This window comes from Pedobacter sp. MR22-3 (assembly GCF_026240075.1).
In the GTDB taxonomy this organism is placed as follows: Bacteria; Bacteroidota; Bacteroidia; order Sphingobacteriales; family Sphingobacteriaceae; genus Pedobacter.
The window spans coordinates 199428-214896 of sequence record NZ_JAPIVF010000006.1 but is presented as its reverse complement, the minus strand read 5'-3'; the positions used below and the strand labels follow the sequence as shown (position 1 = coordinate 214896).

Below are 15469 nucleotides of genomic sequence, written 5' to 3'. Positions count from 1 at the left end.
TTAAAAGCTGGCAGGTAAATCATTGAATTGAATATCGATCTCACCTGTATCAAAGATTTATATCCTGAACATTCTTCATTTCAGCAGGCTTCGACGTTAATAAGTGGCAAGCCATCCAGCTTGCCCCCTTATTCATCATTAACTAACTAAAAATGCTGGCTTAACTTCTACAAAACGCCAGTTTAACTTTCCGGTACGCCTATAATCCGGCTTTCAGGAATTTGATATAATTTTCAACATAACCGGCACCCTGCGGGCTGATCATGGCTTGCTCGTTCTTGGATCCAAAAGCACTTAAAACGGCGGTGAATTGGAATTGAATTTAACAGTCTGAAGGTTAGACCAAAGATGGCAAACCGGCTGCCTTAACACAATGGACCCCCTTAACTTCCATAAAAGATTGCCTAAATAAACGTTAATGCCAGAAAATTTTTGCTTTCAGACGAAAGAAAGGCAACCATCCTGAAAAAAGAGCAAGTTGTTCTTAAAGCTAGTGGTGCATTTGAAGGCTTTTAAATTACATAGGCCTAACCTGGCATCACGATACGCAAGATTACCCTTAGCAAGGTCTCTATATTTTTTTGCTCGATCTGCGATTGAAAGCGAAATTACAAAGGAAAGGATTAGAGCAGTACATGGCTTGGATCAAAAACCCATAGCATTTGTTTTCCTAAAAAAAGAAGCACTGCTTTCCCCCACCTGAAACAGCAGCTAAGTGCTTTTGCCTTTCTTTCTGTTGTACCAGATCAAAAAACCAGTTAAGGGTAAAGATGCAGAAATCAGTGATCCCAGGAAAGCAAGTATTTTACCGGGTAAACCCAGAATATTTCCGGTATGGATATCATAATTCATTGCGCTGAATCGCTCACCGATACGTTCGTCTTCAAACCTACTGGTTTCTAACAATTGCCCTGAAAGCACGTCGTAACGGTTCGTAACTGTTTTAAAAGTCTGATCATAGCTGGCAAGCACCATTACTGTTGACAGCTGCTTAGCCGGAAAATAAAAATGGTAGGCCTTTGCTGTAGGATATTTCTTTTTGATCTCCTTAAAAATAAGATCTAAACCCTTACTTTCAGCCTTTTCAGGCAATGGATGTACCATCGCTACTTTTGTCTTTTTCGAATTTTCACTCAGATTGAGTACCTTCTGCAGTCCCCTATCCAGCATCGGAAATGCCCACATCATTCCGGTGAGGGCAATGACCAGCCCCAGGCTCATCACGTAGAAACCAAGAATATTGTGGAGATCATAGTTCCTGCGTTTTAAACCGGTATTCTTCTTCCACTTAAACCAAAACCGAACCCGCCGGGCCTTTTTATTTTTTGGCCACCACAAATAAAGGCCGGTGAGCAAGGAAATAACATACAGCAGGGTGACCACGCCAACAACAGGCTGACCCAGTTCTGTTTTTAATAACAAACTCCAGTGTAAATACAAGATAATCCTGAAAAATTCAAATTCAGACTGTTCATGAAAAACCAATTCACCGGTATAAGGGTTCATAAACAACGATTCATAGAACTTTTTCTCATGCCAATACCAATTTCCAACATTGATATTGTTTTCCCGGTAAGCCCTGAAATGCCATGTTTGCATGGGATCATTATCAATCTCTAAGGCCGATACCGGCTTATCTTTACCCCAGATCTCATGCGCCTTCTGCATCATTACAGTCATAGATAACGGTTCGCCGGATGCTGGGGAAACCTGCATTCGGTCTGCATAAACCAGGGGCTTGATTTCATCGACAAAAACAAGGATACAGCCCGTTAATCCCAATATCATCACAACCAGCCCTGAAAGTAGCCCGATCCATAAGTGGATGGCAATTAATCTTTTTCTTAAATCCATATACTAATCAGGCAACCAGGGAATTAAACCTTGGTTGCCTATTCACGCATTTAAAATCGGAAGGAAAGGTTCGCCGCTAAATTTGCCGGTGCCTGCGCATTTGCCCAACTGTCCCAATATTTTTTATTAAAAACGTTGTTGGCTTTAACCTGTATGCCCCAGGCCTGCCTATTGTAAAATACTACGGCATTAACCAGGGTGTATGACGGAATAAAAAATTTGTTATCTGAAGCTTTGTACATTTTATCTACATAATTCATTCCTGCACCAAATCCCAGTCCCTTAAATTGATTCTGAAAAGCATATGAAGCCCAGAAATTCGCTACATTTTCAGGTGCATTTGCAGCTTTATTTCCATCAATATTAGCATCCAGAGCTGCTTTAATGATACGATTATCATTATAAGCATATCCCGCCAAAATGTTCAGACCGGCAACGGGTTGCGTAATCAGTTCCAGATCTAAGCCCTTACTTAATTGCTTCCCATCTTGTATGGTAAATAACTCCTCATTCAAACGGGTAGCATTATCAATATTGATCCGGTAATAACTGGCGGTAAAGCTGAGTTTCTTTTCGAAAAGCTCTGTTTTGATCCCACCTTCTGCCTGGGTAGCGAATAAGGGATCTAAAACCTGCCGGCTGCCATTCGGCTGCGATACCGGGGCAACATTCTGGAAACCACTCATGTAATTGGCAAAAAGTGAAACTGATTTAGGCAGCAATTCATAAACCAGACCAAATTTAGGTGCATAAGAAGTTTGATTATAACCATCTTCATCACCTTCAACGGCCTGCCTTTTATAACGATCCAAACGCAGTGATAACATGGCCGAAAGACGCGGTAACAGGTTAATCATGTCTGATGCATAAACACTGGCCGTTTGCTGCGTTGGGGAAGGAAAAGGTGCAAAGCTTACCAGTTTATCAATTTGCTGGCTAACAATTGGCTTGAAGGCTTTTGTAACATCAATCTGATCAATGGGCTGGATATCCGCAAATAGAAAACTTGAAGTATAATGACGGTAATTTGCACCAATTAAAAGATTATGGGTAAAACTCCCTGTTTTAAACTTGCCATTAAAATTCTGCTGGATATTTGTGTATCCGTTATAAACCGGACCATACACATAGGAAGCCCGGGTTACATTACTGGGAGAAGACCAAATCACCAAACGCTGATAACTGTGATCTACATTTTCAGAAACAAAAGAAAACAGTGTAGTGGACTTAAAGTTATCTGATAGTTTATACACCCCTTCAGCAAATATACGTGTCGCATAATTTTGAACATCAACATTGTCATGAAACAATGTTTTCCGGTAGTCCAGTAATAAATCGCTCGGTTGTTTAATGGCTGCAGATCGGAATACATAGTTCATCGGCTGCGTATTATGTACCTGCAACAACTCTGCATCAACATTTAATGACAGCCTTTCATTGACGTGATAGGTAATGCTTGGTGCCAGTAAAAAAGTGTTGTTAAAACCATAATCCAGAAAACTCCTCTCCCGATTCAGGGCAGAATTTACCCGGAAAAGCACCTTTTTTTCCTGATCAAGCGGTGTATTAATATCTAGTGTAAGGCGGTTTAAGCCAAAACTCCCCGAAGTATAGCTAAATTCCGTACGTTTTGCTTCTATCGGTTTTTTTGTCACCACATTCACAACCCCGCCAAAGGACGAAACCGACGCACCAAATAAAGTACCTGAAGGTCCCTTCATCACTTCAATGCGTTCGATGTTCGCTAAATCTACAGCAGAGCGGTCTGAAGTAGATTCCATGCCGTTACGGGCATTAATTCCGGTTCCAAATCCCCTGAAATATGCGCTGACACCGCCAGAAGGGTTGGTGATAGAAACGGCACCCCCGGCATTGCGTATGGCATCTGCTACGGTTACCACCACCTGTTCCTGCATCAGCTGTTTGGTTATTACGCTATACACCTGTGGATTTTCCAGGTTTGTTAAGGGTAAACGGGAAACATATTCAGTCGTTTTGTTTGCAAATCTATTTACGCGCTCGCCATTCACAACCACTTCCTGCAGTGCCCGCATATCCTCATATAAAGTGAATAAAACTTCCACTGTAGCATTTGCAGTAACCTGAACGCGCTGTTCCTGCTCCTTTAACCCAACATACCTGGCTGTGATGGTATAGCTTCCAACTTCTACGTTATTAAAACTAAAAAGACCATTTTCATCTGCCTGAATTTTGCTGCCGCCCATATCGATGTTAACATATGCCGCAGCCAGGCCGTCGCTCGTGATCACCCGCCCTTTAATCGTTCCCTTACCATTTGAAGGCTGAAGGTTAATCTGGTTTCCTTTTACCTCTATTCTCCTGATCTCTTTTTCAAAAATTCCATGAAGAATAGATTCTACAGTGGCATTTTGATAAGTTAAGTTCACTTTTCTATTTGCATTCAACAAATCCGGACTATAAATAAAACTGCAACCTGCCTTGGTTTCTATTTCTTGCAAAGCCTGGGCGATAGAGACATTGTTAAGCTGAATGCTGATTCTTTTTTTCAAAGCTGTGGTTTGTGCCATAGCTGAGTTTGTAATCAAAATGGTGAGTAAAATTAAAATGATTGTTTTCCCCATGCGTGAAAAAAATCTTGTGCTAAATAGCAAAAAGTTCATATTTTTGATTTGAAGTAATGTGATTGATTATAGTGCATTGCTTATACCCGGTGAACAACTTTAGCGACGCGTACACCGGGTATTTATGTTAAAAATCTACTTATCTGGACAATGTGACCTCCTTATCTTTTATGTTGTATTTTATATTAAGTGCAAAACTGATATCCTGAAGTACATCAGTCAGTGAGGGATTATCAAATCGGGCCTTTACCCTATAATGAAGCAAAGCCGGATCATGAAGGTGAACTTTAACGCCATACCAGCGTTCCAGCTCAGCCGCAACTTCGCTTAATTTACGATCATTAAAAATCATGATACCTTTGGTCCAGGCCACGATATGCGCACTGTTAATCGTGGTTTGCTTTAGTGAATGACCATTAAATGTGCCCTGCATATTGGGATATAAAATCAGCGTATCCATACATCCGGCAGCTGTTAACTGTACCCTGCCCTCTTCTACAGCCAATTGATCAAAAGAGCCTTCCCAGCTCTGAAGATTGAAGCGGGTGCCCAGCACGCGTGTAGTGGTATGTTGAGTTTGAACGTAGAACGGTTTGTCTGGATTTTTAGTCACCTCAAAAAAGGCTTCTCCTTTCAGAAACACTCTTCGCTCCGTTTTTGAAAAATGATCGGGATATTTCAACCTGCTTCCTGCATTAAGGTACACCAGGGTGCCATCAGCTAAGGTAATCCTGGCTTTTTTTCCATATGGAAGCATTACTTCCCTATAAGTGAATGAAGCACCGGCAGGTGATTGTTTGTTTGACAGATATAAGCCCAAGCCTGCCAGTAAAATAAATATTGCCGCTATCGATATTCTTTTATACCATACCGGCATTCGAATAACCTTGTCCGGTTCATCATAGCCTTTTACTTCCGGATGCGCTCCTGCAATACGTTGCCACAACTGCTCCTTTATTTTTAATTCTTCTTCTGAGGACCGAAGTTCATAAGGCTTTTCGGGACTTCCATCCAGCATCCATTGTTCTACGATCTTCCTTTCCACAGGGCTACATAAACCCGCCCAATATTTTTCTAACAAATGATGATCTACCGACATGAACTGCTTTTAGAATACAAGTCGGAGATCGGGAGATTTACCCTTAGTTAAAAAAAAATATTTTTGCTATTGCTTAAAGCCTGTTTAAAATAAAACTTATTTCGTATGTCAGTATGAGTGTATTCGAAGACCATTTCAACGCATTAATAAAGCAATCGACCAAGGCTACCATTGACAGACTCCAAAAAAAACTCGTCATTTCGAGGAGGAACGAGGAAGCAGTCTTTATAGCAAGGATTACCAGCATGATAGATTACTTTGTTGGCTGAAAAAGTCTTCCCTCAATGACGATCCCTCCAGGAGATATTTTCATTAAATTCTACTGTCATTGATTTTTACACAATAAATTATCCCTCCTGTGACAACAAAAGGCTATTTATTCCTGTTATAAAAAATTAAAACAGGCACTTAATGTAAATGAGTTTTGAGAAAACGCAATGCTTTGGTTAAATGTGCTTCTACCGTTTTTTCTGAAAGCTCAAGCTGTTCTGCAATTTCTGGTATAGTCAAACCACTGTTGCGACTTAACGTGTACACCTGTTTGCACCGGCAGGGCAGCCTGTTTACAAGTCCATCGACAAAATGATCCAGATCCTTAAAAAGAATAGTTTCTTCTGTATTGTTGATGCTTTCGCAGAAATTTTCTAACAGACACTGGTTCTGGCTTTCCCTTTTAAATTTTTCACGATAGTAGTCACTGATTTTAATCCGTGCTGCCCGAAATAAATAGTATTCCATCCGGGTTTCCACATGAAGAGCATCTTTACGCCGCCAGAGAGAACAAAAGATATCCTGAACAATATCCATCGCCACTTCATCATCATGGATATGGTGCTGACAAAATGCAAGTAAGGGTTTCCAGAACTGTTCAAATAAGGTGCGAAAACTTGAATCATCAATTTGATTCAGTAATTGACCATTTTTATTACCCTTAAAAATTTTCACAAATGCGCTTGTTGCTTATACAGAATGGCAAATATAAACCATTATATTTAATAAGTCTAAATAGTTTAAAGATAATTCATTCGGATCATCTTCCAATGCTCCCGTGAGAGAAGTATTCAGATTAAAAGTGATTTGATATTTTACTGCTTAAATAATTCTTCAACTGTACCGGGAATCAACTTCAAGCCGATATCCCTTTCCGCGTATCACCACAATTTTGAGATCAGGATCTGATTCCAGTTTTTTTCTGAGTTTTGAAATGAACATATCCAGACTTCGGCCTACTATAATACCTTCATCTTCCCAGATCTCTTTCTGCAACCGGCTTCTCTCTATGGTCTCGTTCGGAGACAAGGCAAAAATGCGCAATAAACGGTTTTCTGTTCCGGTCAGGTCTATGGTGTTTCCATGTATCGCGAGCTTCCGGTTTCTCGCATCAAATAACATGGTGCCTAAAGTAATCATTTCATCATGATCACGGTGAGTTAAAACCCGAAGCGGCTTAACGGCGCTCAAAAAGATAAACCCAAAAAAGGCTAAAAATGGCAGACTGCTGAGCAGGTATACATGCTTTGTTGTACGTATTCCTTCCGGTTTGAATGTAATATTGATCATATAATATGCTTTGGGTTGCCTTCTTCCGATACAGGCTACTATTTCATCTTTTTTATTTTTGGATATCGCATATCCATAGGCCACGCTTGAGTTGCCACGATTCAGTACATTCACCACATAATCACCGGCCAGCGGATCTTTATCCAGCCAACGCCGGCTGATATTCACCAGAGCATCTGTTTGAAAACTAAGCGCATGTTCAAACCTGATCTGGTAATTATTTTCTCCGGTTCTCTTTACCGGAAGCACCCTGGATGTACTGTCGCCTGACTGCAGAAGCAGTTCATGTCCGATTTTGCGGAGTAAAATTTCCCTTCTGGCGAAGTCGAAGCTATCATTCCCCATTACACTTAAAGCGGCACAGAGCACAGCAATAAATGATATAAATATTCCTGCGAACAGGTATTTGCGTTTTCCGGAAGGGGGTTTTAGACTAAGTTGCATATTGTCAAGCCTTTATTTACAAAGTTTACATTTTTATTTACAATCCTGATGCTGCCGACGGAAAGATACCAAAGTAATTTCGCTGAATCAATTTTAACAGGGGATAAACCATCATCTACAAACAATCATATAGATTGCCAGTGATGGCTTCATCCCGCAAAAAAAATTATATCAAGATGAAAAATAACAGAAACTTTTGTTACAGCCTGCTGATCATTCTGGCAGGCGGAATTTATTTACCAGTACAGGCCCAGCAAAAAAAAGATGCTCAGGATGTCATTGAAACCAAAGTGCTAAACATTTCTCATGCCCCAAACAGCATCGTTCGTACCATCAAACAAGATCGCCATGGAAACATCTGGATGGCCTCATGGGCGGGTGTTATTAAATACGATGGAAAATCTTTCAGCAATATCACCGGTAAGGTTAGCCCGGCACGCTTTTTTTCTATCCTCGAAGATAGAATGGGAAATTTTTGGTTTGCTTCTGTTGGTTCAGGAGTTTATCACTATGATGGAAAATCTTTTCGAAATTACACCACCAGAGACGGACTTGCCAATGATCGGGTAACTAATATTTATGAAGATAAAACCGGTCAGATCTGGTTTGGTACTGAAGGTGGTGCAAGTCTTTATAATGGAAAATCCTTTCGCAATTTTAAAATGAATGAGGCTCCTCCCTTTAAAGCGGCTGATTCTGTCCATGTTTCTGTTTACCAAAAGTCACTTCCTGAAGTGAGCTGGATGAATCATGATGTGAATGCCGTCATTGAAGACAATACCGGAAAATTTTGGCTGGCTACAAGGGGCCATAGCTACTGGTATGATGGGAAAACATTCACCAAGATCAACAATAACGAGGGCAAACCCTTTTCAAATGTTCGTTCGATCATCAAAGATCAAAAAGGCCGTATCTGGCTTGGTGGTGCCGATGGACTTTGGCGCTATGACGGCAAAACATTTACCAATTTTACCCAAAAATTTGTGGGTTATATTTACGAAGATAGAAAAGGTAATATATGGACCAGTTCAGAAAGTGCGAAGAGTCAGAATTGGGTACTTTCCCGTTATGATGAAAAGTCTTTATTAAATAAAAAACCGATGGTCACCGAAATAAAAACAAATGATAAAATGCTTTTCGGAATTTTAGAAGCTAAGGATGGCAATATCTGGTTTGGCGGTTTGAAGGGGGTGTACCGTTATGATCCCAGCCTGCCTGACGGACAGCAAAAATCAATTACGCACTTTAAGGGCAAAGAAGCTGAGCAATAATTGTATATAAAATTGGTATCACCAGGCTGGAGTTTGGTCGGGATGCTAAATTTGAAATGTCATCCTGAGCTTGTCGAAAGACTTGTAAAGCCATCTCGTTAACAGTGTTTCGATAAGCTCAACATCAAATTTAATCTACATGAATGATGATGCCGCTTTGTATTAAAAGTAAATAAGTAGAACTTGATATGTGCAGGTTTTGTGCATCTCTTCACTTAAAAATATTTTTTTTCGATTTTTAATTTTCGCTGGTCGCCTTTTTTAGATTTTATGGTTACCGTTGCCTGTTCTTTCCCCTCAAGAATTGGCTTGTTAGTAAGCAGATTACATAGATCAACATCTTTAAAGAAAGTACCGTCAATTTCGACAATTTGTTCCCCAGGTGCTACGCTCTCCCCTGCTTCCTGCCAAACGATACCTACAACCATTTTGTTGTTACTAAATGCCGGCTGAAAAGGCCATTGCTTTTCGGCCAGGTCTATTTCTTTGTCGTCACCTTTATAATAAAACCTCCGGTTGATAAAGTCAATCGTCACAATGCCATAATTGAGTATTTTGGAGCCCATTCTTCCTCCTGAACCTTTACCGGTTACAGTGAATACATTTCTTAAATGTATTTCATCGATGTCAAGGACCGGAAATTTCAATAAAAATTTTTGATTATTTTTTTCCATGCCAAATGCTCCTATCTGATTGGCGCCGTAGCCCTTTGTTATTGATTCATAAACTTTTGCTTTTTTAAGCTGCTCCATTAATGTTTCAGAAAGAGAAAGCAAGCCGTTATCTCCTGTATCAAAATGGACCGGCATGGTTGATTTGTCTGATAGCTGCACATTAAATACAGGATAACTTTGGATGGTATCCAAAGAAAGGCTGATTCCGGTCCTTTGACCAAGTTGAAGTTTTCCAATCTGATCAGTAATGACGATGGTTTTTTTCTGGCTGTTCATTTCAATGATCGAATGCCTGAGCAAATTGCTCCCTATAATGCCATCAACATTCCAGCATCGAAAAAAATCCGGCACCCCTGTAACAGCGGGTATATCATTAAAGTTAAGATGGCCTAAAGCAATATCCTTAATAATTACGGCCTGGCTAGATACCTGCTTTCCATTTATATCGTTTACCTGATCACGCTTACCTTTCTCAATACCTATCGCATTCAGGATCTTCGGACTGATGCAAGTCGGAGCCCCTGTATCGAACAGAAAATTATAATCGACCTGATTGATCGTTACTTTTACTATTATTTTGCCATTTACATCTTGATAAGGAATTTCTTCGAAGTAATTTGTTGCTTTTGTTCCACCTTTATTATAGGTAAGATGCTGGGAAAAACCATCCTTCGACAGGATCAAAAAAAACAAGAGAAAAATTAATTTATACATGTATATCATTTAAAACTGAAACTTGTTCAAAATAGCTAAATAGAAAAACATATGAAGATATTTAACAGCATTCATTAGCACAGCTGTTGATCATATCTTAACTGAACAACTGACAAGATATTGGGAACGTGTTAAATGAACTCAATCTGGGTTTTGAAGTTTACAAATTCAACCGAAGTTCCTGCAACTTCCTCAGCACATACGCTTTATAGTTCGGGCCAATGGGTATCGTTTTGTTACCGATCGCAATATCATTGGCAGTAAAAGAGGTCATCTTAGCCATATTGACAATAAACGACCGGTGAACGCGCAACAGCGAAAATAACCTGATATCCGTTTCCAGATCGCTGATCTTGTATTTAATGTTGATCGAACTGTTCTCATAAACCACCCGTATATCATCCTTAATACTTTCAATATATAAAATATCAGCCATATTTAATCGGTGACTTCTCAATCCTGATTTTAAAAATAAATAAGAATTTTGTGTTGCGACAGCAGCTACAGGATTTTCAGCATTCCGCGACCGCAGATACCGGTCAACAGCCTTAAAAAACCGCTCGAACGTAATGGGTTTTAGCAGATAGTCGATGATGTCCAGGTCATAACCATCAATGGCGTATTCGCGATATGCGGTTGTGATGATCACTGCTGGCGGATCCTTTAAGCCTTTTAAAAAGTCAATACCTTTTATTTGGGGCATTTCAATATCCAGAAACATCAGATCTACCGCAAGAGTTCTCAGCAGCTCCAGGGCCTTTATTGCCGTAGAACAGGTAGCCACCACTTCAAAAGCATCCATTTGCGCAAGGTGATTCTGTAACAACTTAATCGCCAGCGGTTCATCGTCAACCAAAAGACATTTTATTTTCATAGCGTTAAAGCAATTAGGTTATACATCTACAAGATCAATTTCCAATTCCACATCATAAGTATGGTTGATCATTTTTATATTTAATTTATACCGCGAAGGATAAAGCAGATCAAGCTGCCGCGTAACATTGTTCAGGCCGAGTCCATTCCCACCTGTTGCGGGCTTCTCTTCCACAATACTGTTAGTCACCTTAAAACGGAAGCGGTTATTTTTCAGGTGGAGATCAATATCAATAAAGGGATTGCCGGCATCCATACCCGCACCATGTTTAAATGCATTTTCCACAAATGATAATAAAATCAATGGTGCGATAATGGCCGATTTGTCGGTAACATAATCAAAACTTATCCTTAGCCGTTCATCATATCTGAGCTTTTCCAATGCAAGATAATTCTCAATCAGTTTAATTTCTGATAACAGCGGAACATAAGCCGTATTACACCTGTAAAGTACATGATCCAGTATCTCGGATAATCCGGCAATCGATTTTGAAACAACCGGAGCATTCATGAGCGACAGCGAATAAATGTTGTTTAAGGTATTGAATAAAAAATGCGGATTGAGCTGGCTTCTCAAGGCTTTAAGTTCCGTTTCTGCCTTTTCTTTCTCCAACATCAATGAACGTTGCTGAACCACGTACTGGTCTCGGATCAGTTTGACAAAAGCGAATACCCATGCCGCAGAGAATGACAGGGTAAAGTAATGCGTTACTAATTTGGGGATATCGGATAGGATCTGCCATAGTGATTCCTGTGCGAAAGGTGGTGTTCTGATGAGTGGTTCCAGGAGATATATTACCGCAGCACGTGAGCAGGCAGAAATGAGGTAAGCACCTGCAATAAAAAAGACGACCACTTCAAAATAGTTTTTTGAGCGCATTAATTTTGGAATGATCAGGTAGGCCAGAAAATAAGAGGCCAGCATGGTCACGGAGATATAATAAATCTGACGGTACATAATGTTGTCGAATTGCTTATATTCTTCCATATCATACCGGTTCATAAAAAGCAATGCGACGATCAGCCAAAAGATGACATGAGTTTGAAAACGGTGAGTCAGGCTGAACTTAACAATTCTTTCAATCAATGGCATAACCAAAGATAACACATAGGCCGCTTATCCTGAATAAACACGACGGAATAACCGAAAACCAGCCTGAAAATGGCAAATACACAGATGAAATGGAATATTTCGCTAAATAACAGTTTCTATACATCATTTTGGCTTTTGCGGCAGGGCCATGTTGCAGACCAATTATTTTGTTCGATTTTCAGCTAAATTTTCAAAAATCATCAGAATGAGATCACAAATTTATATTATTTCCCTGCTGCTAGGCATGCTCATAAGTGCCACCGCCTGCGGGCAGCAGATTGAGCAATTACCCTTAAAATCCACCAATGCAATTGATAGTGTTATCCTGAAAAAAATGAGTGATGCGCAACTCGTAGGCCTGGGTGCAGCCATTATCATCGACAAAAAACTTGCCTGGTCTAAAGGCTACGGTTATGCCGACCGGGAGAACAAGATACCATTCACCACATCGACCGTCATGAATATAGCCTCTGTATCCAAAACCATTACCGGGGCCTGCCTGATGAAAGCCGTGGAGCAGGGAAAACTTTCCCTTGATGAAGATATCAATACCTACCTGCCCTTTAAAATTCATCACCCATTCTTTCCAAAAGAGAAAATCACTTTGCGTCACCTGGCTACCCACACCTCCGGTCTGAATGACAGGTTCCCTTTTTATAACTCCGACAGTTTATATGTTAACGGAAAAGATTCGCCGGAGAAGCTGGCAGATTTTCTGCGCAATTATTTTTTGCCTGGCGGAACACATTATGCTAAAGAAAATTTTATCAATCACAGGCCGGGTACATTTCGGGAGTATTCCAATATCGCGACCGCCCTGGCAGGTTACATTATCGAAGTGCAGACAGGTAAAAAGCTGAACGACTACAGCCGGGAATATCTATTCAAGCCATTGAAAATGAATGACACAGGATGGTTCCTGTCTGAGATCAACCTGAAAAAGCACGCCAGGCTTTATCAGAAACAGGCGGATAGCAGTATTAAAAGAATACCACTTTACGGACTGACCACTTATCCCGATGGTGGCGTACGTACATCGGTCAATGACCTGTCCCATTTCTTTATCTGCTTGTTAAATGGCGGAAAATTTCAAAACAGACAGGTGCTCAGGGAGAAAACGGTGCAGGAGATGCTCCGGTTTCAGTTTGATGACGCGCATAAGCCTGAAAATATAGCACCAGCTCAACTTAACTCCGGTATTTTCTGGTCTACCAAGATGGGTGGAAAAAGGATCGGGCACAACGGCTCCGACTTTGGTGTAAGGACTTTCATGCTTTCTGATCTTAAAAAGGAAGTGGCAGTGATCATGTTCATCAATACCTCACTGCTGGAAACAGAGGAGGCCCAATTCTTTGGTATCTACAACGAACTCTATCAATATGGCGTTAAAATCAGAAATGGTGATCATTAATAGCAATTATGTTGATCACCATTCAGCCAGCCGGGCAGCAATAAAAAATATACCCACATGGCATTTGAAAGTGCGAATGGACCAATTGAAACTATCCTTAAACTAAGCTCTCAAACACTGATGATAATAAATTTCTTAGCATATTTCATCAAACATTCAGGTACCGGTAACCTGCATGCTTTGTTCAAATGCTGATAAAAATTTGCTGACATGTATGCCATCGCAAAGTGCGTGGTGTACATGTACAGAAACAGGCAACAGCACTTGCCCGTCTTTAAATAAGAGTTTACCAAAAACGATTTTAGGAACATGATCACCCGCTTTAAGCATTTGTGCATGTTGCATGCTGGTGAAATTTATGCCTGGCAGAATAGAATAATGTATCATATTCATCACATCCGGCTTTAAGGTCAGTCCAACCGCAGCTTTTTCCAGCATGATCACATTCCTGGTCTCCTGACTAAAAATTTTAAAATCCCGGTGGTAATTAAAATAAGCAAAACCAAATGTTTCATCATTTCTTAACACGGTAATGGAGCCTGAAATCAAGCTATACTCAACAACTTCATCAGCCTCAATTCTGTACCGAAACTCTTTAATGTGGTTTGCGGCCAAAAGTGATTTATGCAGGTAGTACAAAAAGAATGGTATTTGGTATGCTTTACAAAACTGGTATGCTTCTGTACAATTTATCAAACTCGTTACGCAAAAAAAAGGCTGATCAAACGTGCTGAAAAAATTATAGTGCGCCTTGCGTTTCCAGGTACTGATATCTATTATATCTTTGGTAGGTATTTCCATGTCAGCAATTTGCGGCTTATGATTTTAATGCGATATACCAAAAAGGATTAAGAATATACCAAAACGGATTATGTACCAATTATCAGGAAATGAGTTTAAAAACTTAGTTAAAAGAGAATTTACTACGGATATCATGACAACAGATTCATCAGTAACGCTGCCTGATGTTTTTAGCTGTCAAACGAAAAGTTTGAGGACCACAGATTTCGACCTATTAAATTTCTATGGTACTTTTAATGAAGATACCCGGGTAAACCATTTTCAGGATAACACACATGTAAGCCTGCACTTTCAACTCGCAGGTAGTTCTGGTGCCTTCATTTCAGGCATGCCAAAGGATCAGTCCATGCGGCAAGGACAATTCAATGTTTTAAATTGTATAAATCCAACCAGTTCCTTTATTTTCCCTAAACAACAGCAGTATGAATATATGTGCATTGGATTAAAAACTTCTTTCTTTAATGAAGTATTGCATGAATGCGGTACTCCATACCAGGAATTAATAGCCCGGGGCGAAGACATGAAAAGCTTTGCGGTTTTTGATTCACCTATGCATACCAATGCTTTCCAATTGTCGGCCCTACGACTTTTACAAAACCCGCCAATAGCCAATAACCTGAAAGAAAACTATCTGAAATCGAAAGTGAAGGAGTTGATTTTACTTTGCATGAATGCCTACTCCACAAACAGTAACCAACCTGTTAAATCACTAAACAACGTAGACATTGATAAGTTGAAAGCTGTGAAAAACTACCTGTCCATAAATTACTTATCTGCTTTGACCCTGGAAGGCATCAGTAGGGAATTCCTCCTGAATGAATTTAAGTTAAAGAAAGGCTTCAAACAAATTTTCGGGTTGACGGTGTTCAGCTATATTCATGAATTAAGGATGCTGCATGCTGATTCCTTAATCAGGGATGCTAAGCTTAATATTGGAGAGATCGCTGCCATTTTGGGTTACACATCCGATTCCTCATTTATCCGGGCATTCAAGTTATTCTATGGTCAATCACCTGGAAAGAGGATAGCCTCGCAGATAAAATAGCTTGGATAAGGGAAATCAGAGCACGAT

The 15469-nt window shown here is 40.1% G+C and carries 12 protein-coding genes; 3 read left to right on the top strand and 9 right to left on the bottom strand.

Going from position 1 to position 15469, the window contains the following annotated elements:
• Positions 1–711: 711 nt before the first annotated feature.
• The 5 genes from OQ267_RS16125 to OQ267_RS16105 all read right to left on the bottom strand — a co-directional run bounded on the left by OQ267_RS16125 (position 712) and on the right by OQ267_RS16105 (position 7560).
• Positions 712–1854 (bottom strand): PepSY-associated TM helix domain-containing protein, encoded by a 1143-nt coding sequence (locus tag OQ267_RS16125; RefSeq protein ID WP_265836879.1) that lies wholly within the window; start codon positions 1852–1854, stop codon positions 712–714.
• A gap of 50 nt (positions 1855–1904) precedes the next feature.
• A complete protein-coding gene (locus OQ267_RS16120; RefSeq protein ID WP_265836878.1) occupies positions 1905–4403 on the bottom strand; it encodes a TonB-dependent receptor in 2499 nt (832 codons plus the stop codon).
• Between the two features lie 193 nt (positions 4404–4596).
• Positions 4597–5556: a FecR family protein gene (locus tag OQ267_RS16115; protein ID WP_265836877.1), complete on the bottom strand. Its 960-nt coding sequence runs from the start codon at positions 5554–5556 to the stop codon at positions 4597–4599.
• Positions 5557–5964: 408 nt separating this feature from the next.
• Positions 5965–6501 (bottom strand): RNA polymerase sigma-70 factor, encoded by a 537-nt coding sequence (locus OQ267_RS16110; RefSeq protein ID WP_265817377.1) that lies wholly within the window; start codon positions 6499–6501, stop codon positions 5965–5967.
• 159 nt (positions 6502–6660) lie between these two features.
• Positions 6661–7560, bottom strand: a complete 900-nt coding sequence (locus tag OQ267_RS16105) for a winged helix-turn-helix domain-containing protein (RefSeq protein WP_265836875.1) — start codon at positions 7558–7560, stop codon at positions 6661–6663.
• 176 nt (positions 7561–7736) lie between these two features.
• On the opposite strand from OQ267_RS16105, the gene OQ267_RS16100 reads away from it, so the two are divergent.
• The gene (locus OQ267_RS16100) at positions 7737–8831 is read left to right on the top strand and encodes a ligand-binding sensor domain-containing protein (RefSeq protein WP_265836873.1); all 1095 of its coding nucleotides are present in this window, start codon (positions 7737–7739) and stop codon (positions 8829–8831) included.
• Positions 8832–9046: 215 nt separating this feature from the next.
• On the opposite strand, the gene OQ267_RS16095 is transcribed toward OQ267_RS16100, so the two are convergent.
• The 3 genes from OQ267_RS16095 to OQ267_RS16085 all read right to left on the bottom strand — a co-directional run bounded on the left by OQ267_RS16095 (position 9047) and on the right by OQ267_RS16085 (position 12185).
• Positions 9047–10219: a retropepsin-like aspartic protease gene (locus OQ267_RS16095; RefSeq protein ID WP_265836871.1), complete on the bottom strand. Its 1173-nt coding sequence runs from the start codon at positions 10217–10219 to the stop codon at positions 9047–9049.
• Between the two features lie 160 nt (positions 10220–10379).
• Complete coding sequence (locus tag OQ267_RS16090; RefSeq protein ID WP_265836869.1) at positions 10380–11093, bottom strand: LytR/AlgR family response regulator transcription factor; 714 nt, start codon at positions 11091–11093, stop codon at positions 10380–10382.
• Between the two features lie 18 nt (positions 11094–11111).
• Positions 11112–12185, bottom strand: a complete 1074-nt coding sequence (locus tag OQ267_RS16085; RefSeq protein WP_265836867.1) for a sensor histidine kinase — start codon at positions 12183–12185, stop codon at positions 11112–11114.
• A gap of 205 nt (positions 12186–12390) precedes the next feature.
• Here OQ267_RS16085 and OQ267_RS16080 point away from each other — a divergent pair, with 205 nt between their 5' ends.
• Positions 12391–13596, top strand: a complete 1206-nt coding sequence (locus tag OQ267_RS16080; RefSeq protein ID WP_265836866.1) for a serine hydrolase domain-containing protein — start codon at positions 12391–12393, stop codon at positions 13594–13596.
• Between the two features lie 156 nt (positions 13597–13752).
• Here OQ267_RS16080 and OQ267_RS16075 read toward each other — a convergent pair whose 3' ends face one another.
• A complete protein-coding gene (locus OQ267_RS16075; protein WP_265836865.1) occupies positions 13753–14397 on the bottom strand; it encodes a chloramphenicol acetyltransferase in 645 nt (214 codons plus the stop codon).
• Between the two features lie 70 nt (positions 14398–14467).
• On the opposite strand from OQ267_RS16075, the gene OQ267_RS16070 reads away from it, so the two are divergent.
• A complete protein-coding gene (locus tag OQ267_RS16070) occupies positions 14468–15442 on the top strand; it encodes a helix-turn-helix transcriptional regulator (RefSeq protein WP_265836863.1) in 975 nt (324 codons plus the stop codon).
• Positions 15443–15469: the final 27 nt, after the last annotated feature.

Excerpts from the sequence above, each read along its gene's own strand:
- OQ267_RS16105 (WP_265836875.1), bottom strand. The coding sequence starts at position 7,560 with ATGCAACTTAGTCTAAAACCCCCTTCCGGAAAACGCAAATACCTGTTC.
- OQ267_RS16095 (WP_265836871.1), bottom strand. The coding sequence starts at position 10,219 with ATGTATAAATTAATTTTTCTCTTGTTTTTTTTGATCCTGTCGAAGGAT.
- OQ267_RS16075 (WP_265836865.1), bottom strand. The coding sequence starts at position 14,397 with ATGGAAATACCTACCAAAGATATAATAGATATCAGTACCTGGAAACGC.
- OQ267_RS16090 (WP_265836869.1), bottom strand. The coding sequence starts at position 11,093 with ATGAAAATAAAATGTCTTTTGGTTGACGATGAACCGCTGGCGATTAAG.
- OQ267_RS16100 (WP_265836873.1), top strand. The coding sequence starts at position 7,737 with ATGAAAAATAACAGAAACTTTTGTTACAGCCTGCTGATCATTCTGGCA.
- OQ267_RS16120 (WP_265836878.1), bottom strand. The coding sequence starts at position 4,403 with ATGGCACAAACCACAGCTTTGAAAAAAAGAATCAGCATTCAGCTTAAC.
- OQ267_RS16080 (WP_265836866.1), top strand. The coding sequence starts at position 12,391 with ATGAGATCACAAATTTATATTATTTCCCTGCTGCTAGGCATGCTCATA.
- OQ267_RS16085 (WP_265836867.1), bottom strand. The coding sequence starts at position 12,185 with ATGCCATTGATTGAAAGAATTGTTAAGTTCAGCCTGACTCACCGTTTT.
- OQ267_RS16125 (WP_265836879.1), bottom strand. The coding sequence starts at position 1,854 with ATGGATTTAAGAAAAAGATTAATTGCCATCCACTTATGGATCGGGCTA.
- OQ267_RS16070 (WP_265836863.1), top strand. The coding sequence starts at position 14,468 with ATGTACCAATTATCAGGAAATGAGTTTAAAAACTTAGTTAAAAGAGAA.
- OQ267_RS16115 (WP_265836877.1), bottom strand. The coding sequence starts at position 5,556 with ATGTCGGTAGATCATCATTTGTTAGAAAAATATTGGGCGGGTTTATGT.